Raw genomic sequence first — 18,933 nt, forward strand, 5'->3', positions numbered from 1 at the left:
CCGCGGTTCGACGGCGCCCTCGAAAGGGGCGCGGGGCTGTATCGACATGCGGCTCCGCCGCGGGGCGCGACCGGCCACGACGGTGCCGCGGACGACCGACGGCACATCGCGGCACTCCCAGGGGAACGCCCCCGCACGACACTTCCGTTTTTCGACCGGGCCGTGCCGACCAGCTGATACTGGCTCCGCGCGGTCCGGTCCGATGTCTGGAGTCCGGACATGACCAGCACCACCACAGCGACACCCACCACCACAGCAACGCCCACCACCGCCGCGGAGACACCCATAGCCGCGGCCCCCGAATCCGCCGCCGCCGAGGTCGAGTTGCTCATCGGAGGGATGACCTGCGCCTCCTGCGCGGCCCGCGTCGAGAAGAAGCTCAACCGCATGGACGGCGTCAGTGCCACCGTGAACTACGCGACCGAGAAGGCGAAGGTCAGCTACCCGGCCGGCATCCAGGTCGCCGACCTCATCGCGACCGTGGTGAAGACCGGGTACACCGCCGAGGAACCCGCGCCCCCGGAGCCCGAGGCGGAAACCCCTGAGGACGCCCCGGATCCCGAACTCGCCTCCCTGCGCGAGCGATTGACCGTCTCCGCCCTCCTCGCCACACCCGTCGTGCTGCTCTCGATGATTCCGGCCCTCCAGTTCGACAACTGGCAGTGGCTCGCGCTCACCCTCGCCGCGCCCGTCGTCGTCTGGGGCGGACTCCCGTTCCACAGGGCCGCGTTCACCAACGCGCGGCACGGCGCCGCCACCATGGACACCCTGGTCTCGGTCGGCACGCTGGCCGCGTTCGGCTGGTCGCTGTGGGCGCTGTTCTGGGGCGACGCGGGCATGGCCGGCATGCACGACGAGTTCCGCCTCACCGTCTCGCGTACGGACGGCGCCTCGACGATCTACCTCGAAGTGGCCGCGGGAGTCGTCGCGTTGATCCTGCTGGGCCGCTATCTGGAGGCCCGCTCGAAGCGCCGTGCGGGCGCGGCCCTGCGCGCGCTCATGCAACTGGGCGCCAAGGACGTGGCAGTTCTGCGGGACGGCCGTGAAGTACGGCTGCCGGTGGCCGAGTTGGCGGTCGGCGACCGTTTCGTCGTACGGCCCGGGGAGAAGATCGCGACCGACGGCACCGTCGTCGAGGGCGCCTCGGCGGTCGACGCGTCGATGCTGACCGGCGAGTCGGTGCCGGTGGACGTGGCACCGGGTGACACGGTAACCGGCGCGACCGTGAACGCCGGCGGGCGACTCGTCGTAGCAGCCAGTCGTGTCGGGTCGGACACCCAACTCGCGCGGATGGCGCGGCTGGTGGAGGACGCGCAGAACGGCAAGGCGGAGGTGCAGCGGCTCGCGGACCGGATCTCCGGGATCTTCGTGCCGGTGGTGCTGCTGATCGCGGTCGGCACGTTCGGGGTGTGGCTCGGAGTCACCGGCGACGTGACCGCCGCGTTCACCGCGGCCGTCGCCGTGCTGATCATCGCCTGCCCGTGCGCGCTGGGCCTGGCCACCCCGACCGCCCTCATGGTCGGCACCGGCCGCGGCGCCCAGCTCGGCATCCTGATCAAGGGCCCCGAGGTCCTGGAGTCCACCCGCCGCGTCGACACGGTCGTACTCGACAAGACCGGCACGATCACCACCGGCCGCATGACCCTCCGGGAGGTCTACGTCGCCGACGGCACCGACGAGCGGGAGCTGCTGCGGCTCGCGGGCGCCCTGGAGCACGCCTCCGAGCACCCCGTCGCGCGGGCCGTCGCGGCGGGCGCGGAGGAGCGGGTCGGACCGCTGCCGTCGGCCGAGCACTTCGAGAACGTGCCCGGCCGTGGCGTCCGCGGCCGCGTGGAGGGCCGTGAGGTGGCCGTGGGGCGCCTCTACGACGATCTCCCGGAGGAGTTGGCCCGCGCCCGCTCCGAGGCCGAGAGCGGCGGACGTACGGCCGTGGTGGTCGGCTGGGACGGAGTGGCGCGCGGAGTCGTCGCGGTCGCCGACGCGGTCAAGGAGACCAGCGCCGAGGCCGTACGGCAGCTGCGGGCCCTCGGGCTCACCCCGGTGCTGCTGACCGGTGACAACCGCGCGGTGGCCGATTCCGTGGCCGCCGCCGTCGGGATCGCCCCCGGGGACGTCATCGCCGAGGTGCTGCCCGAGGACAAGGTCGCTGTCGTACGACGGCTGCAGGGCGAGGGGCGGAGCGTCGCCATGGTCGGCGACGGCGTGAACGACGCCGCCGCGCTCGCCACCGCCGATCTCGGGCTCGCGATGGGCACCGGGACGGACGCGGCGATCGAGGCGAGCGATCTGACGCTGGTGCGCGGGGACCTGCGGGTGGCCGCGGACGCGATCCGGCTGTCCCGGCGGACGCTCGGCACCATCAAGGGCAATCTCGTGTGGGCTTTTGGATACAACCTGGCGGCGCTCCCGCTGGCCGCCGCGGGGATGCTGAATCCCATGATCGCGGGAGCCGCGATGGCCTTCTCGTCGGTGTTCGTCGTCTCCAACAGCCTGCGACTTCGGACATTTCGCTGAAGTTCCGCAAAGTTACCGGGAGTTACGGGAACTCGAAGTAAGAGTCCCCCTAGAGACCGAGGACGGCCTCACATAAGCTCTTCACAAGGCTCGCGCATCATCCTTACGCTGGGGTCCCGACCACGACATCGGGGCTCTTGCGCACCTAACGGACATATGCAAGAGACGCAGATCACAGTGGTGTGAACGTAACCATCGAAGGGGTTCGAAGGTCTAAGTTGACGATGTCAGCAAGCGTCTTGGGGGGCGCGAACTGGCATCTGAGGATGTCTTGGGGGACTTCCTCAGAGATGCGTTGCCGGGACACGTACACCGGGGAGCTTTGAGCGGCCCTCCCGTCGTGCGATGTCCCGGCAGATCGCACACATCACTGGCTCCACCCAGTAGTACGAGGAGTTTTGCTCGTTCTACTCAACGAGGCTCAGCTTCATCGGGCTTCGGCAGTACGCAGTACAGCGATTCAGGCGCTGGTTCTCTAAGACGCCCGGCCGGATCCCGTGGGGGGAATCCGCACCGGGACATGGGAAGGCGCCCTGTACGCCGGCCCGTGGGGGGACCGTCGGCAGGGCGCCTTCTTCCCATCCCTTTTTAGGCTCGGTTCGCCTCCGGGGCGCCAAAGCCTGTGTCGAGAGCCCCAGCGCGCGGAGGCGCGCAGCGCCGAGCGCGGTGGGGCTCTCGACACAGGCGCGCCCCTTCGGCTCACTCGCCGACGTGGGGCGAGGGGGTCGAAAGGGCGCCGTCTTGCCATGGTCCGGAATTTTGCAGTGGTGCAGTGCTCCGGAGTTGCTGCTGTGCTGCAGCGCCCCTTCCCTCAGGGACGCCGGGCACTGCCGCTTTTAGGGGCGCGGGGAACTGCGCGACCAGCCCCCACCGGGCCCGCAGCGAACAACCTGCGGACCCAGCGGAGCTCTTGGCAGAGTGCTTCAGCGACCCTCGACCGGAACGAAGTCCCGCTCGACGACGCCCGTGTAAATCTGGCGCGGGCGCCCGATACGAGAACCCGGCTCCTTGATCATCTCGTGCCACTGGGCGATCCAGCCCGGCAGGCGGCCCAGGGCGAACAGGACCGTGAACATCTCGGTCGGGAAGCCCATGGCCCGGTAGATCAGGCCCGTGTAGAAGTCGACGTTCGGGTAGAGGTTGCGCGAGACGAAGTAGTCGTCCGACAGCGCGTGCTCTTCGAGCTTCAGCGCGATGTCCAGCAGCTCGTCGGACTTGCCGAGGGCCGAGAGGACGTCGTGCGCCGCCGCCTTGATGATCTTCGCGCGCGGGTCGAAGGACTTGTACACCCGGTGGCCGAAGCCCATCAGGCGGACGCCGTCCTCCTTGTTCTTCACCTTGCGGATGAACGAGTCGACATCGCCGCCGTTCGCCTGGATGCCTTCCAGCATCTCCAGGACGGACTGGTTGGCGCCGCCGTGCAGCGGGCCCCACAGCGCGTTGATGCCGGCCGAGATCGACGCGAACATGTTCGCCTGGGACGAGCCGACGAGGCGGACCGTGGACGTGGAGCAGTTCTGCTCGTGGTCCGCGTGCAGGATCAGCAGCTTGTCGAGCGCGGAGACGACGACCGGGTCGAGGTCGTACTCCTGCGCCGGGACCGAGAAGGTCATGCGCAGGAAGTTCTCGACGTAGCCGAGGTCGTTGCGCGGGTAGACGAACGGGTGGCCGATCGACTTCTTGTACGCGTACGCCGCGATCGTCGGGAGCTTGGCGAGCAGCCGGATCGTGGAGAGGTTGCGCTGCTTCTCGTCGAACGGGTTGTGGCTGTCCTGGTAGAAGGTGGACAGCGCCGAGACGACCGACGACAGCATCGCCATCGGGTGGGCGTCGCGCGGGAAGCCCTTGTAGAAGTTCTTGACGTCCTCGTGCAGCAGGGTGTGCTGCGTGATGTCGTTCTTGAACACGGTGAGCTCGTCGACGGTCGGCAGCTCGCCGTTGATCAGCAGGTAGGCGACCTCCACGAAGGTGGAGCGCTCGGCCAGCTGCTCGATCGGGTAGCCGCGGTACCGGAGGATGCCCTGCTCACCGTCGAGGTAGGTGATGGCGGATTTATAGGCGGCGGTGTTCCCGTAACCGCTGTCCAGCGTCACCAGACCGGTCTGGGCGCGGAGCTTCCCGATGTCGAAGCCCTTGTCGCCGACGGTGCTGTCGATCACCGGGTAGGTGTACTCGCCGTCGCCGTACCGCAGTACTACAGAGTTGTCGCTCACGTCATCCCTCACCGACGTTGTGCCTCTTCTTCGAGGTTGCCCTGACTGTCTCTACCATCCCCCATTTGGCGCAGGAGAGTGCACTCGGGGTCGACCATTGGGCCTATTGGCGGCACTCAGTGCCGCCAACCTGCTCATCCTGCCCCCTCCACCCCGCTATCAGGAAGTGCTGTGTGACCTTCCCGACTCATTTGATCGATCATTTTTCATGCTCAGTCTGAAGTCCAGTGCCGTGCAGCGTCGTCCCGCCGACACCGTACGCACGGCCTGTCCGATCGCCTTGCGGGATCCGACCAGCACAACCAGCTGTTTGGCCCGGGTGACGGCCGTATACAAGAGGTTCCGCTGGAGCATCATCCACGCGCCCGTGGTGACCGGGATCACGACGGCCGGGTACTCGCTGCCCTGGGAGCGGTGGATGGTCACCGCGTACGCGTGCGCCAGCTCGTCGAGTTCGTCGAATTCGTACGGCACTTCCTCGTCCTCGTCCGTCAGCACCGTGAGGCGCTGGTCCACCGGGTCGAGTGAGGTGACGACGCCCACCGTGCCGTTGAAGACGCCGTTCTCACCCTTGTCGTAGTTGTTGCGGATCTGGGTGACCTTGTCGCCGACGCGGAAGACCCGGCCGCCGAACCGCTTCTCGGGGACGTCGGGGCGGCCGGGCGTGATCGCCTGTTGCAGCAGTCCGTTGAGGTTGCCCGCGCCCGCCGGTCCCCGGTGCATGGGCGCGAGGACCTGTACGTCCCGGCGCGGGTCGAGCCCGAACTTGGCCGGAATCCGCCGCGCCGCCACGTCCACGGTGAGCCGGCCGGTCTCCTCCGTGTCGTCCTCGACGAAGAGGAAGAAGTCCTTCATGCCGTCGGTGACGGGGTGTTGGCCGGAGTTGATCCGGTGCGCGTTGGTGATCACGCCGGACTGCTGGGCCTGGCGGAACACGCGCGTGAGGCGTACGGCGGGGATCGGACCGCCGTCGGCCAGCAGGTCGCGCAGCACCTCGCCGGCGCCGACGCTGGGGAGTTGGTCCACGTCTCCGACGAAGAGGATGTGGGCCCCCGGGGGCACGGCCTTGACCAGCTTGTTGGCCAGGAGGAGGTCGAGCATGGATGCCTCGTCGACGACCACCAGGTCGGCGTCCAGGGGGCGGTCCTTGTCGTAGGCCGCGTCGCCGCCGGGCTTGAGTTCGAGGAGGCGGTGGACAGTTGAGGCCTCGGCGCCGGTGAGTTCGGCGAGGCGTTTGGCGGCGCGGCCGGTGGGGGCGGCGAGGACGACCTTGGCCTTCTTGGCGCGGGCCAGCTCGACGATCGAGCGGACCGTGAAGGACTTTCCGCAGCCGGGACCACCGGTGAGGACGGCGACTTTCTCGGTCAACGCGAGCTTGACGGCGGCCTCTTGCTCGGGGGCGAGTTCTACGCCGGTACGCCCCTTGAGCCATCCCAGCGCCTTGTCCCAGGCCACGTCGTGGAAGCCGGGCATGCGGTCCGCGGTCGTGTGCAGCAGGCGGCGGAGCTGGGCGGCGAGGGAGAGTTCGGCGCGGTGGAAGGGGACGAGGTAGACGGCGGTGACGGGGTCGGGGCTGCCGTCGGGACCGGGAACCTTCTCCCGTACGACACCGGGGTCGCCCGACTCCTCGTCCGGGAGCGCGAGTTCGGCGAGGCACTCGATGACGAGGCCGGTGTCGACCTGGAGGAGCTTCACCGCGTCGGCGATGAGCCGTTCTTCGGGGAGGTAGCAGTTGCCCTGGTCGGTGGCCTGCGAAAGGGCGTACTGGAGGCCCGCCTTGACGCGCTCCGGGCTGTCGTGCGGGATGCCGACGGACTGGGCGATCTTGTCGGCGGTGAGGAAGCCGATGCCCCAGACGTCGGAGGCGAGGCGGTACGGCTGGTTCTTGACGACGGAGATCGAGGCGTCGCCGTACTTCTTGTAGATGCGGACCGCGATCGACGTGGACACCTCGACGGTCTGGAGGAAGAGCATGACCTCCTTGATCGCCTTCTGCTCCTCCCAGGCGTCGGCGATCTTCTTGGTCCGCTTGGGCCCGAGCCCCGGGACCTCGATGAGGCGCTTGGGCTCGTCCTCGATGATCTGCAGGGTGTCCAGGCCGAAGTGCTGGGTGATGCGGTCGGCGAAGACGGGGCCGATGCCCTTGACGAGGCCTGAGCCGAGGTAGCGCCGGATGCCCTGGATCGTGGCGGGGAGGAGGGTCGTGTAGTTCTCGACGGTGAACTGCTTGCCGTATTGGGGGTGCGAGCCCCAACGGCCCTCCATGCGCAGGGATTCACCGGCCTGGGCGCCGAGCAGCGCGCCTACGACGGTGAGGAGATCGCCGCCGCCTCGGCCGGTGTCGACGCGGGCGACCGTGTAGCCGTTCTCCTCGTTGGCGTAGGTGATGCGCTCCAGGACGCCTTCGAGGACGGCGAGGTGTCGCTCGCCTGTGGGGGTCCCCGGTTTTGCCGCCTGGTTGGACATGGGTCGACGGTACCGGGCGGGTATGACAGGGGGGTGGGGTCAGGGGTGGGGGTGCTGCTTCAGGGCTTCTATGAAGGCACTTCCGGCCCCGCCGAAACCGTTCAGATCGAAGGGGATGACGCGCACGGTGACGTGTTCGGCTTCGGAGAGTTCCAGGACACGGGTGAGTTGGGCCCGCGCCGTGATCTGATCACCGACCCGGATGCGCAGGGCCGCCTCGTGGATCACCGTCTCGTACGCGATCGGGTCGGGGCGCTCGATGATGACTCTGCGCTTCATCCGATGTTCCACCCAGCTCTCCACCTCGCTCGTCGGAAACAGGAGTCCCGGGATGTGCAGGAAGTCCACGTCCCAGCGGTAGCCGGCGTGATGTTCCAACTCGGCGAGGTCGAGGAACGGTGTGGGCAGCGAACCTCGGTACTCCTCCCACCAGCCGCGTGTCCGGTCGGTGGCCACCGCGACCAGAGCGTCGACGAACTCCGCGTCCGTACAGGCGTAGTGGAATGCCAGGCGACGCAGCCGCTGCTCGCTCACTCCCGTCCTGTCATGACGGCCGCGGCAGAGCCACCGCCGGCCATCTCCAACCCCTCGCCACCGAACCGGAGTTGACGCATGCCAGAAAGCTCAACCGTGCCCTGGGAGTGCTGCCTCTACGTCCCGAAAGACCTGCGTGCGGTCACCGTCAGTCGTCGCACCCTCCGGCTGATCCTCGCCGTGCACGGTCTGATCCGGCCGGCCGACACCGCCGAACTCCTTGCGACGGAGCTGGTCGGCGGGGGTGCTGCGGCTCGGGGCGTCGGACGCCGACCCCGAACCGCCTGAGCCGCCACGGTCGTTGGAGGAACTCGGCGACTCGGAGGACGGGCGCGGTCTCGCGCCGGTCCGGGCCTGTGCCGACCAGTGGGGCCGGCAGCCACTGTCCCGGAACGGCAGGCGGGGGAAGCTCGTGTGGTGTGAGCCTGCCGCGGCTTGAGGTGGCCGCCGGGGTCTTCGAGCTCGGGCGGCGCGACCCCAGCCGTCCCAGCGGGAGTCTCCCCGCAAGAATGTGACACTTCAGGGCGAAGTGTCACATTCACCAGGCCACATCCCCTCCCGGCGCCGAGGATCCTCGCGCATCACCCCCAGAACACCCACCCCGCGAGCAAGCGCGCCGCCGTACATCACAATTCGGTCACACCCCCTTGTTTACTCGCATGTAATCGATTCCAATCCTCCATGTAATCGATTCCACGAGGAGGTGGAACGGCGATGGCGAGCATCAAGGACGTCGCCGCCGAGGCCGGGGTCTCCGTGGCCACGGTGTCGCGGGTGCTGAACGACCATCCGTCGGTCAGTGACGACGCGCGTACCCGCGTGCTGGCCGCCGTAGCGGCGCTGGGTTATCGCCCGAACGCCGTCGCCCGGTCGCTGCGTACCGATCAGACCCGCACCCTCGGGCTGGTCATCAGCGACGTGCTCAACCCGTACTTCACCGAGCTGGCCCGCTCCGTCGAGGAGGAGGCCCGCGCGCTCGGGTACAGCGTCATCATCGGTAACGCCGACGAGCGGCCGGAGCTGCAGGACCACCACGTGCGGACGCTGCTGGACCGTCGTATCGACGGACTGCTCGTGTCGCCCACCGACGGCGGCTCCCCCGGCATGCTGGACGCCGCCCGCGCGGGGACCCCGATGGTGTTCGTGGACCGGTGGATCCCGGGCCTGGACGTGCCCGTCGTGCGGGCCGACGGGCGGGCCGCGATCAGGGATCTCGTCGCGCATCTGCACGGGCTCGGGCATCGCAGGCTCGCCATCATCGCCGGCCCCGCAGCCACCACCACCGGCAGTGAGCGCGTCGCCGCCTTCCGGGACGCGCTCGGCGAGTACGGGATTCCGCTCCCCGACGCCTACATCGGGCAGGGCGACTTCCAGGTCGAGAGCGGGCGGCGGGTGACCGAAGGGTTTCTCGATCTGGTCGAGCCGCCGGAAGTTGTCTTCGCCGCCGACAATCTGATGGCCCTGGGCGCACTCGACGCCGTACGCGCGCGTGGGCTTCGCGTTCCGGAGGATCTCGCGCTGGCCGCGTTCGACGACATCCGGTGGTTCGTACACACCGATCCGCCGATCACCGCGATCGCTCAGCCGACGGGTGACCTGGGGCGGGCCGCCGTGCGCGCTCTGGTCGACCGGATCGAGGGGCGGGCTCCGCAGTCCGTCACCCTTCCCGCGCGGCTCGTCGTGCGCCGCTCGTGCGGGGAGCCGGACTCCGCGCAACCCCCTGTTGGAACTGCCCCAGTTCAACCCGTTCGAAGGAGCCAGTCGTGAGCAACCAGGACGAGTTGCTGCGCATCGAGGGCATCCGCAAGACCTTCCCCGGTGTCGTCGCGCTGGACGGCGTCGACTTCGATCTGCGTCGGGGTGAGGTCCATGTGCTGCTCGGTGAGAACGGTGCGGGCAAGAGCACCCTCATCAAGATGCTCTCCGGCGCCTATCGCCCCGACGGCGGTCGCATTCTGGCCGCCGGTGAGGAGGTGCGCATCCACAGTGCGCAGGACTCCGCGCGGCTCGGGATCGCCACCATCTACCAGGAGTTCAACCTCGTTCCCGATCTGACGGTCGCCGAGAACATCTTTCTGGGGCGGCAGCCGCGTCGCCTCGGGATGATCGACCGGAAGCGGATGGAGGCCGATGCCGCCGTTCTGCTGGAGCGGGTGGGTGTGAATGTCTCGCCGCGCGCTCGGGTGCGTGAACTCGGTATCGCGCGGCTCCAGATGGTCGAGATCGCGAAGGCGCTCAGTCTCGACGCGCGCGTGCTGATCATGGACGAGCCGACCGCCGTCCTCACCTCTGAAGAGGTCGAGAAGCTGTTCTCCATCGTGCGTCAACTGCGCGCTGACGGGGTCGGGATCGTCTTCATCACCCATCACCTGGAGGAGATCGCCGCCCTCGGGGACCGCGTCACCGTCATCCGGGACGGGAAGAGTGTGGGGCAGGTGCCTGCCTCCACCCCCGAGGACGAGCTCGTACGGCTCATGGTGGGGCGGTCGATCGAGCAGCAGTATCCGCGTGAACGGCCGGACACCGGCGCCGCGTTGCTCTCCGTCGAGGGGCTCACCCGGGACGGGGTCTTCCACGACATCAGCTTCGAGGTGCGGGCCGGTGAGGTCGTCGGTATCGCCGGGCTCGTCGGGGCCGGTCGTACCGAAGTCGTACGGGCTGTCTTCGGGGCCGACCCGTACGACCAGGGGGTGGTCACCGTCTCCGGTGGACTCGTCCCCAAGCATGACGTCAACGCGGCCATGGCTGCCGGGATCGGGCTCGTGCCCGAGGACCGTAAGGGGCAGGGGCTCGTCCTCGACCAGTCCGTGGAGGAGAACCTCGGGCTCGTCACCATGCGGGCCGCCACCAAGGGTGGGCTTGTCGACCTCAAGGGGCAGCGCGAGGCCGCCGCGCGGATCGCGAAGCAGCTCGGCGTGCGGATGGCCGGACTCGGCCAGCAGGTGCGCACGTTGTCCGGTGGCAACCAACAGAAGGTCGTCATCGGCAAGTGGCTCCTCGCCGACACCAAGGTGCTGATCCTCGACGAGCCGACGCGCGGCATCGACGTCGGCGCCAAGGTCGAGATCTATCAGCTGATCAACCAGCTCACCGCCGGTGGTGCCGCCGTGCTCATGATCTCCAGTGATCTGCCCGAAGTTCTCGGTATGAGTGACCGGGTGCTCGTGATGGCCCAGGGGCGTATCGCGGGCGAACTCTCCGCCGAACAGGCCACGCAGGACTCCGTGATGGCACTCGCCGTCAGCACACCCAGCACACCGACCCAAGCAACTACCGCTCAAGCAACTACCGCTGTGGAGGGCCACCGTGGCCACTGACACGCTCAAGAGCACGCCGGGCGCGAGTGGCGCCTCGGGGATCCGCCGACTGCTCCTGGACAACGGGGCGTTGACCGCGCTCATCGTCCTGGTCATCGCCATGTCGGCGCTGTCCGGCGACTTCCTGACCACCGACAATCTCCTCAACGTCGGTGTCCAGGCGGCCGTGACCGCCATCCTCGCCTTCGGCGTCACCTTCGTGATCGTCTCGGCGGGCATCGACCTGTCGGTCGGTTCGGTGGCGGCCCTGTCGGCCACCGTGCTGGCCTGGAGCGCCACGCAGCACGGCGTCCCGGTCTTCCTCGCCGTCGTCCTCGCGATCGCCACGGGTATCGCGGCCGGTCTCGTCAACGGTTTCCTCATCGCCTACGGCAAACTGCCGCCGTTCATCGCGACGTTGGCGATGCTGTCGGTGGCGCGCGGGCTGTCGCTGGTGATCTCGCAGGGTTCCCCGATCGCCTTCCCGGACTCGGTCTCGCACCTCGGTGACACGCTCGGCGGCTGGCTGCCGGTGCCGGTCCTGGTGATGATCGTGATGGGGCTGATCGCCGCCTTCATCCTCGGGCGGACCTACATCGGCCGCTCGATGTACGCGATCGGCGGCAACGAAGAGGCCGCGCGCCTCTCGGGGTTGCGCGTCTCCAAGCAGAAGCTCGCGATCTACGCCCTGTCCGGTGTCTTCGCCGCCGCCGCGGGCATCGTCCTCGCCTCCCGGCTCTCCTCCGCGCAGCCGCAGGCCGCCGACGGTTACGAGCTGGACGCGATCGCCGCGGTCGTCATCGGCGGCGCCTCCCTCGCGGGCGGCACCGGCAAGGCGTCCGGCACGCTCATCGGCGCGCTGATCCTCGCGGTGCTGCGCAACGGCCTCAACCTCCTTTCCGTGTCGGCGTTTTGGCAGCAGGTCGTCATCGGTGTCGTGATCGCGCTGGCGGTCCTGCTCGACACCGTGCGCCGCAAGGCGGGGGCAACTCCCGCCTCCGGTGCGGGCGGTGGCGGTGGCAGCAAGGGCAGGCAGGCGACCACGTACGCGCTCGCGGCGGTCGTCACCATCGCGATCGTCGGTGCCACCTCCTTCCTGCACAACGACTCCTCCACGACGTCGAAGCCCAAGCTCGGTCTGTCGCTCTCCACGCTCAACAACCCGTTCTTCGTGCAGATCCGGTCGGGCGCGCAGGCCGAGGCGAAGAAGCTGGGCCTGGACCTGACCGTCACGGACGCGCAGAACGACGCCTCCCAGCAGGCCAACCAGCTGCAGAACTTCACCAGTTCGAACTACGGCGCGATCATCGTCAACCCGGTGGACTCGGACGCGGCGAGCAACTCCGTGAAGGCCGCCGACAAGGCGAAGATCCCGGTCATCGCCGTCGACCGGGGCGTCAACAAGGCGGCCGTGGACACGCTGGTCGCGTCCGACAACGTCGTAGGCGGTGAACTCGCCGCCAAGACCGTCGCCGAGAAGCTGGGCGGCAGCGGCAAGATCGTCATCCTCCAGGGGCAGGCGGGCACTTCGGCGGCGCGCGAGCGGGCGGAGGGCTTCGCCAAGGGGCTGAAGGCCTACCCCGGCATCCAGGTCGTCGCCCAGCAGCCGGCCGACTTCGACCGCACCAAGGGCCTCGACGTGATGTCGAACCTCCTCCAGGCGCACCCCGACGTCCAGGGCGTCATCGCCGCCAACGACGAGATGGCGCTCGGCGCGATCAAGGCACTCGGCTCCAAGGCCGGCAAGTCGGTCTCGGTCGTCGGATTCGACGGCACGCCGGACGGCCTGACCGCCGTCAAGCAGGGCACGCTGTACGCGTCCGTCGCCCAACAGCCGTCCCAGCTCGGCAAGATCGCCGTGGACAACGCGCTGCGCGCCGCTCAGGGCAAGAAGGTCGAGTCGACGGTCAAGGTGCCGGTCAAGGTCGTCACCAAGGAGAATGTGGCCGGGTTCACCGGCTGACGAGGACCGGGGCCACCACTCCAAGTCACCACTGTGGGGAGTCAATTGATGTACGACTACGACCTCCTGGTCGTGGGATCGGCCAACGCCGACCTCGTGATCGGCGTCGAGCGGCGGCCGGGCGCCGGCGAGACGGTCCTCGGTTCCGACCTGACCGTCCACCCCGGCGGCAAGGGCGCCAACCAGGCGGTCGCCGCCGCCCGGCTGGGAGCCCGTACGGTCCTGCTGGCCCGGGTCGGCGACGACGCGCACGGCCGGCTGCTGCTCGACTCGCAGCGGGCCGCCGGGGTCGACACGGTGGGCGTGCTGGTCGGCGGTGCACCGACCGGGGTCGCGCTGATCACGGTCGACCCGTCCGGCGACAACAGCATCGTGGTGTCGCCCGGCGCCAACGGAAAGCTGTTCCCCGTGGACGTCCAGGCCGCCGGGTGCCTCTTCCAGGCCGCCCGGGTGGTCTCCGTACAGCTGGAGATCCCGCTGGAGACGGTCGTGGAGGTCGTACGGAGTCTCGCGGACGGCAGCCGCTTCGTGCTGAACCCGTCGCCGCCCCGGCCGCTCCCGGCCGAAGTCCTGGCCGCCTGCGACCCGTTGATCGTCAACGAGCACGAGGCGAAGGTGATCCTCGGGGACGCGTGTGTGAGCGAGCGGCCGGAGGACTGGGCGCGGATCCTGCTGGCGAAGGGGCCGCGTTCGGTGGTCGTGACGCTGGGCGCGGAGGGTGCGCTGGTGGCCTCGCGGGAGGGGGTCACCCGGGTGCCGTCCGTGAAGGTGGACGCCGTGGACACGACGGGCGCGGGCGACGCGTTCACCGCGGCGCTGGCGTGGAAGCTGGGTGCGGGGTTGTCGCTGGCCGAGGCGGCGGAGTACGCGGCCAGGGTCGGGGCGGTCGCCGTGACCCGTAAGGGTGCGCAGGACTCCTTCCCCATGGCGGACGAGGTCGCCGCGCTGTGAAGAAGGCAGGGATTCTCAACCGTCATCTCTCCGGCGCGCTGGCTGAGTTGGGGCACGGGGACGGGGTGCTGGTGTGCGACGCCGGGATGCCGATCCCCAAGGGGCCCCGGGTCGTGGACCTGGCGTTCCGGGCCGGGGTGCCGTCGTTCGCGGAGGTGCTGGACGGGCTGCTGGCCGAGCTGGTCGTGGAGGGCGCGACGGCGGCGAGCGAGGTGCGCGGCGCCAACCGCGCGGCCACGGCCCTGCTCGACGCCCGCTTCCCCGACGGCCTGGACCTCGTCTCCCACGAGCGGCTCAAGGAGCTGTCGGCGGACGCGCGGCTGATCGTACGGACGGGCGAGGCGCGGCCGTACGCGAACGTGCTGCTGCGGTGCGGGGTGTTCTTCTAGAAATGTGACACTTGGGGGGTCATGTGTCACATTCTCAAATTCGAGGGGGCCCGGTCCGTCGACCGTGCCCCCTCGGGTTTTCCCCTCCAGCATCAGGACCCCCGCGATCCCCCCGGATCCCCCTCCAAGAGTCCTGATGCCAAGTACGACCCACGGACTACGGGGAGGGTTGTACGACATCTTGAGAAATCTTCAAGACGGGTTCGAGGCGCCGACAAATTGGGGCGGACGTAGCGTTTCAGGCATGACCGAAGACTCTGCTACGACCTTCCACGACGACATCCTCGACGAGCTGGGCGGCGACAAGGTCCAGGAGATCGCCGGCCTGCTGGGCACGGATGAGGCGGGCGCCCGGGACGTGGTCGGTACGACCGCGTCGGCCCTGTCCGGTGAGGCGGCGGCCGCGGAGACGCCCCGCGAGGCTCCGCTCCAGGGCGTGGCGACGCTCGGCGGTTTCGCGACGGGCGGGCTGATGGCCGGGGTGCTCGCGAAGGCGGCCAGGCCCGTGGCGAACGCGGTGGCCAAGAGGACGGGGCTGCCGCCGGCGACCGTGGCACGGGTCGTCGAGATGCTGATCCCGGCCGTGCTCGCGGTGCTCACGAAGCGGGCGGCGAAGAAGAGGTAGGCCGAGGAAGTAAGCCGAAGAAGTAACCCGTGCGGTGCGGGTGTCGGCAGGTCGGTACGGCATACTCCTGACCTCCTGCCCCACCCCGGATCGAACGGGGTGGGGCAGGGCTCAGGGGTGTGTCAGGGGTGCGGTCGGCGTCAGCGGACGGTGACCGAGACCGCCTTGGACACGGCGACGCCGTCCTTGACGCGCAGGACCTCGACGCCCTTCTTCTGGAACTTGTCGGTCAGCTTGTAGGCGCCGTGGCCGACCTTCGCGGTCACGGGCAGGGACTTCCACGTCGCACCGCTCTTCACCTGGAGCGTCACCTTGCTGCCCTCCTTCAGACCGGCGGTCTTGCCGGTGAAGGTCACCACGTCGCCGAGCTTCACCGCGGTGTGGTTGGCCTTGAGGGTGATGGCCGCGGGCGCCGGGGCGGGCGCGGCGACGGCGGAGGTGGCGCCGACGGCGACGAGCGCGGCGGAGACCACGGATACGGCGGCGATACGCACGTTCACAGATAACTCCTTGTTTTGTTTCTCGAATTACTTCTCTTATGCACCTCTCAGGCTTCTCTCATACAGGAGAAAGCCCGGAAGGCCGCGCTTCCGGTCTTTCTCCCGGCCCCGCGGCGAGCACGATCCTACAGACATGACCTGGGGAGATACGGTTCCGAAAAGCTCCGAAAAACCTAAATCGACAGGCTAGTCACAGGAATAGCGCGCACCGCACGGACCCTGATCTGCATTTATAAAAACGAGCTGTGTGAAGGTGACTCTCACATTCCGGCTACCGGATCACGTGCTCCACGAAGCGTGCCGCCGTCTCCGCCAGCACCTCGCGGCCGTCCCGCGCCCACAACCCGTCGTTGAACAGTTCGACCTCGATGGGACCGGTGTATCCGGCGGCCTCGACGTACGACAGCCACTCCCGCATGTCGATCGCGCCGTCGCCGATCTGCCCGCGGCCGTTGAGCACGCCCTCGGGCAACGGGGTGGTCCAGTCGGCGAGTTGGAAGGTGTGGATACGGCCGCCCGCGCCCGCCCGGGCGATCTGCTCGGGCGCCCGGTCGTCCCACCAGATGTGGTACGTGTCCACCGTGACGCCGACCTGCTGGGCGGGGAAGCGCTCGGCGAGGTCGAGGGCCTGGGTGAGGGTCGAGACCACGCAGCGGTCGGAGGCGAACATGGGGTGCAGCGGCTCGATGGCCAGCCGCACACCCCGTTCCTCCGCGTAGGGCCCCAACTCCCCCAGCGCGTCGGCGATCCGCTCCCGCGCGCCGTGCAGGTCCTTGGAACCGGCGGGGAGACCGCCGGACACCAGCACGAGGGTGTCCGTGCCGAGGGTGGCGGCCTCGTCCACGGCTTGGCGGTTGTCGTCGAGGGCTCGGGCGCGCTCGGCCGGGTCGAGCGCCGTGAAGAAGCCACCCCTGCACAACGTTGTCACCGTGAGCCCCGCGTCGCGGACCAGCTTCGCGGTCTCCGCCAGGCCGTACGACTGAACGGGCTCGCGCCAGAGGCCGACGCCGGGGACACCCAACTCCAGGCAGGCGTCGACCAGTTCGGGCATCGACAGCTGCTTGACCGTCATCTGGTTGATGGAGAAGCGCGCCAACTCGGGATTGCTCACTGGGTCACTCCGTACAAGGCGAGCAGGTTCTTCATCCGTTCCTCCGCGAGCTTCGGGTCGGGGAACAGGCCCAGGCCGTCGGCGAGTTCGTAGGCGCGGGCGAAGTGCGGGAGGGAGCGGGCCGATTGGAGGCCGCCGACCATCGTGAAGTTCGCCTGGTGGCCCGCGAGCCAGGCCAGGAACACCACGCCCGTCTTGTAGAAGCGGGTGGGGGTCTGGAAGAGGTGACGGGACAACTCGACTGTCGGGTCGAGGAGTTCACGGAATCCGGCCGCGTTCCCGGTGTCCAGGACGCGGACCGCCTCCGCCGCCAGCGGACCGAGCGGGTCGAAGATGCCGAGCAGGGCGTGGCTGAAGCCCTGGTCGTCGCCCGCGATCAGCTCGGGGTAGTTGAAGTCGTCGCCGGTGTAGCAGCGCACGCCCTGCGGCAGTCGGCGCCGGATGTCGATCTCCCGCTGAGCCTCCAGGAGCGACACCTTGATGCCGTCGACCTTGTCGGGGTGCGCGGCGATGACTTCGAGGAACGTGTCCGTGGCCGCGTCGAGGTCGGACGAGCCCCAGTAACCCTCAAGTGCCGGGTCGAACATGGGGCCCAGCCAGTGCAGGACGACCGGTTCGGACGCCTGGCGGAGCAGGTGGCCGTAGACCTCCAGGTAGTCCTCGGGGCCCTTCGCCACGGCCGCGAGCGCGCGGGACGCCATCAGGATGGCCTGCGCGCCCGACGCCTCGACGAGCGCCAACTGCTCCTCGTACGCGGCCTGTACGTCGGCCAGGGACGCCGGGCCGGTGAGCTGGTCGGTGCCGACGCCGCAGGCGATACGGCCGCCGACCGCCCTGGCCTCGGCGGCACTTCGGCGGATCAGTTCGGCCGCGCCCGCCCAGTCCAGGCCCATGCCGCGCTGGGCGGTGTCCATCGCCTCGGCGACACCGAGCCCGTGCGACCAGAGGTGGCGGCGGAAGGCGAGGGTGGCGTCCCAGTCGACGGCGGCGGCCGAGTCGGGGCTCGTGTCGGCGAACGGGTCGGCGACGACGTGCGCCGCCGAGAACACCGTACGAGAGGTGAAGGGGGTGCCGGAGGCGACGGCGAAGGGTTCCTGTCGGGGCTCGTACGCCCTCAAGACCCCACTGGTGTCCGGGAGTTGGATGGTCACAGGGTGATCTCCGGTACGTCGAAGCGGCGGCCCTCGGCGGACGACTTCAGGCCCAGCTCGGCGAGTTGGACACCGCGGGCGCCGGCCAGGAGGTCCCAGTGGTAGGGGGCGTCGGCGTAGACGTGGCGGAGGAACAGCTCCCACTGGGCCTTGAAGCCGTTGTCGAAGTCGGTGTTGTCGGGGACTTCCTGCCACTGGTCGCGGAAGACCTCGGTGGCGGGGAGGTCCGGGTTCCAGACCGGCTTGGGGGTGGAACTGCGGTGCTGGGCACGGCAGTTGCGCAGCCCGGCGACGGCCGACCCCTCCGTGCCGTCGACCTGGAACTCGACGAGTTCGTCGCGGTTGACGCGGACGGCCCAGGAGGAGTTGATCTGGGCGATGGCGCCGCTGTCGAGTTCGAAGATGCCGTAGGCGGCGTCGTCGGCGGTGGCGTCGTAGGGCTTGCCGTTCTCGTCCCAGCGCTGCGGGATGTGGGTGGTCGCGATGGCCTGGACGGACTTGACGCGGCCGAACAGCTCGTGGAGGACGTACTCCCAGTGCGGGAACATGTCGACGACGATGCCGCCGCCGTCCTCCGAGCGGTAGTTCCACGACGGGCGCTGGGCGCTCTGCCAGTCGCCCTCGAAGACCCAGTAGCCGAACTCGCCCCGGATGGACAGGATCCGGCCGAAGAAGCCGCCGTCGATGAGCCGCTTGAGCTTCAGCAGGCCCGGCAGGAACAGCTTGTCCTGGACGACGCCGTGCTTGATGCCGGCGGCGTCGGCGAGACGGGCCAGTTCGAGGGCGCCGTCGAAGTCGGTGGCCGTCGGCTTCTCGGTGTAGATGTGCTTGCCCGCCGCGATGGCCTTCTTGAGCGCCTCCTCACGGGCCGAGGTGACCTGGGCGTCGAAGTAGATCTCGACGGTCGGGTCGGCGAGGACCGCGTCGACGTCCGTGGAGACGTTCGCGGGGTCCAGCCCGTGCTGCTCGGCAAGCGCCTTCAGCGCGTGCTCGCGGCGGCCCACGAGGATCGGTTCCGGCCACAGAACCGTACCGTCGCCGAGGTCTAGACCACCCTGCTCGCGCAGTGCGAGGATCGAGCGGACGAGGTGCTGTCGGTAGCCCATGCGCCCGGTCACGCCGTTCATGGCGATACGCACCGTCTTGCGTGTCACGTGTTCCCCTTCGTCCACATGCGTCTCGACGCATGTCTCAGCGCATGTCCCAGGATTGCAGCAAGC

At 69.0% G+C, this 18,933-nt stretch carries 13 protein-coding genes and 2 pseudogenes; 8 read left to right on the forward strand and 7 right to left on the reverse strand.

Annotated elements, in window-relative coordinates:
* The first annotated feature begins 219 nt into the window (after positions 1 to 219).
* On the forward strand, positions 220 to 2,514 hold the full coding sequence (locus OG407_RS19705) for a heavy metal translocating P-type ATPase (RefSeq protein WP_405859746.1): 2,295 nt from the start codon (positions 220 to 222) through the stop codon (positions 2,512 to 2,514).
* A gap of 923 nt (positions 2,515 to 3,437) precedes the next feature.
* Here OG407_RS19705 and OG407_RS19710 read toward each other — a convergent pair.
* The 3 genes and pseudogenes from OG407_RS19710 to OG407_RS19720 form a co-directional block, all read right to left on the reverse strand.
* A complete protein-coding gene (locus tag OG407_RS19710) occupies positions 3,438 to 4,727 on the reverse strand; it encodes a citrate synthase (RefSeq protein ID WP_033287238.1) in 1,290 nt (429 codons plus the stop codon).
* 159 nt (positions 4,728 to 4,886) lie between these two features.
* Positions 4,887 to 7,193 (reverse strand): ATP-dependent RecD-like DNA helicase, encoded by a 2,307-nt coding sequence (locus OG407_RS19715; RefSeq protein WP_405859748.1) that lies wholly within the window; start codon positions 7,191 to 7,193, stop codon positions 4,887 to 4,889.
* Positions 7,194 to 7,256: 63 nt separating this feature from the next.
* Positions 7,257 to 7,727 (reverse strand): annotated as a pseudogene (locus OG407_RS19720) (Scr1 family TA system antitoxin-like transcriptional regulator); the annotation flags it as partial.
* Positions 7,728 to 7,805: 78 nt separating this feature from the next.
* On the opposite strand from OG407_RS19720, the pseudogene OG407_RS19725 reads away from it, so the two are divergent.
* The 7 genes and pseudogenes from OG407_RS19725 (at position 7,806) to OG407_RS19755 (ending at position 14,951) form a co-directional block, all read left to right on the forward strand.
* Positions 7,806 to 8,166: pseudogene (locus tag OG407_RS19725) on the forward strand (ATP-binding protein).
* Positions 8,167 to 8,441: 275 nt separating this feature from the next.
* A complete protein-coding gene (locus OG407_RS19730) occupies positions 8,442 to 9,494 on the forward strand; it encodes a LacI family DNA-binding transcriptional regulator (protein WP_405859750.1) in 1,053 nt (350 codons plus the stop codon).
* Positions 9,491 to 11,044: a sugar ABC transporter ATP-binding protein gene (locus OG407_RS19735; protein WP_405859752.1), complete on the forward strand. Its 1,554-nt coding sequence runs from the start codon at positions 9,491 to 9,493 to the stop codon at positions 11,042 to 11,044. The genes OG407_RS19730 and OG407_RS19735 overlap by 4 nt, the downstream gene beginning before the upstream one ends.
* Complete coding sequence (locus tag OG407_RS19740; RefSeq protein ID WP_403588264.1) at positions 11,034 to 12,986, forward strand: substrate-binding domain-containing protein; 1,953 nt, start codon at positions 11,034 to 11,036, stop codon at positions 12,984 to 12,986. Before OG407_RS19735 ends, OG407_RS19740 begins: the two co-directional genes overlap by 11 nt.
* A gap of 48 nt (positions 12,987 to 13,034) precedes the next feature.
* Complete coding sequence (locus OG407_RS19745; RefSeq protein ID WP_405859755.1) at positions 13,035 to 13,937, forward strand: ribokinase; 903 nt, start codon at positions 13,035 to 13,037, stop codon at positions 13,935 to 13,937.
* The gene (rbsD, locus tag OG407_RS19750) at positions 13,934 to 14,326 is read left to right on the forward strand and encodes a D-ribose pyranase (RefSeq protein ID WP_405859757.1); all 393 of its coding nucleotides are present in this window, start codon (positions 13,934 to 13,936) and stop codon (positions 14,324 to 14,326) included. Before OG407_RS19745 ends, rbsD begins: the two co-directional genes overlap by 4 nt.
* Positions 14,327 to 14,570: 244 nt before the next feature.
* Positions 14,571 to 14,951 carry a DUF937 domain-containing protein gene (locus OG407_RS19755; protein WP_405859759.1) on the forward strand — a complete coding sequence of 127 codons (381 nt, stop codon included), beginning with the start codon at positions 14,571 to 14,573 and terminating at the stop codon, positions 14,949 to 14,951.
* Positions 14,952 to 15,091: 140 nt separating this feature from the next.
* Here OG407_RS19755 and OG407_RS19760 read toward each other — a convergent pair whose 3' ends face one another.
* The 4 genes from OG407_RS19760 to OG407_RS19775 form a co-directional block, all read right to left on the reverse strand.
* Positions 15,092 to 15,451, reverse strand: a complete 360-nt coding sequence (locus OG407_RS19760) for a hypothetical protein (RefSeq protein ID WP_405859761.1) — start codon at positions 15,449 to 15,451, stop codon at positions 15,092 to 15,094.
* 271 nt (positions 15,452 to 15,722) lie between these two features.
* Positions 15,723 to 16,523, reverse strand: coding sequence for a sugar phosphate isomerase/epimerase family protein (locus OG407_RS19765; protein WP_405868503.1), 801 nt, complete (start codon positions 16,521 to 16,523; stop codon positions 15,723 to 15,725).
* 35 nt (positions 16,524 to 16,558) lie between these two features.
* On the reverse strand, positions 16,559 to 17,713 hold the full coding sequence (locus OG407_RS19770) for a dihydrodipicolinate synthase family protein (protein ID WP_405859763.1): 1,155 nt from the start codon (positions 17,711 to 17,713) through the stop codon (positions 16,559 to 16,561).
* Positions 17,710 to 18,867, reverse strand: coding sequence for a Gfo/Idh/MocA family oxidoreductase (locus OG407_RS19775; protein ID WP_328683223.1), 1,158 nt, complete (start codon positions 18,865 to 18,867; stop codon positions 17,710 to 17,712). The genes OG407_RS19770 and OG407_RS19775 overlap by 4 nt, the downstream gene beginning before the upstream one ends.
* Positions 18,868 to 18,933: the final 66 nt, after the last annotated feature.

Source organism: Streptomyces sp. NBC_01515 (assembly GCF_045040345.1).
Lineage (GTDB): Bacteria > Actinomycetota > Actinomycetes > Streptomycetales > Streptomycetaceae > Streptomyces.

Coding starts and splice junctions, on each gene's coding strand:
- OG407_RS19705 (WP_405859746.1), top strand. CDS start 220: ATGACCAGCACCACCACAGCGACACCCACCACCACAGCAACGCCCACC.
- OG407_RS19715 (WP_405859748.1), bottom strand. CDS start 7,193: ATGTCCAACCAGGCGGCAAAACCGGGGACCCCCACAGGCGAGCGACAC.
- OG407_RS19730 (WP_405859750.1), top strand. CDS start 8,442: ATGGCGAGCATCAAGGACGTCGCCGCCGAGGCCGGGGTCTCCGTGGCC.
- OG407_RS19745 (WP_405859755.1), top strand. CDS start 13,035: ATGTACGACTACGACCTCCTGGTCGTGGGATCGGCCAACGCCGACCTC.
- OG407_RS19755 (WP_405859759.1), top strand. CDS start 14,571: ATGACCGAAGACTCTGCTACGACCTTCCACGACGACATCCTCGACGAG.
- OG407_RS19765 (WP_405868503.1), bottom strand. CDS start 16,523: ATGACGGTCAAGCAGCTGTCGATGCCCGAACTGGTCGACGCCTGCCTG.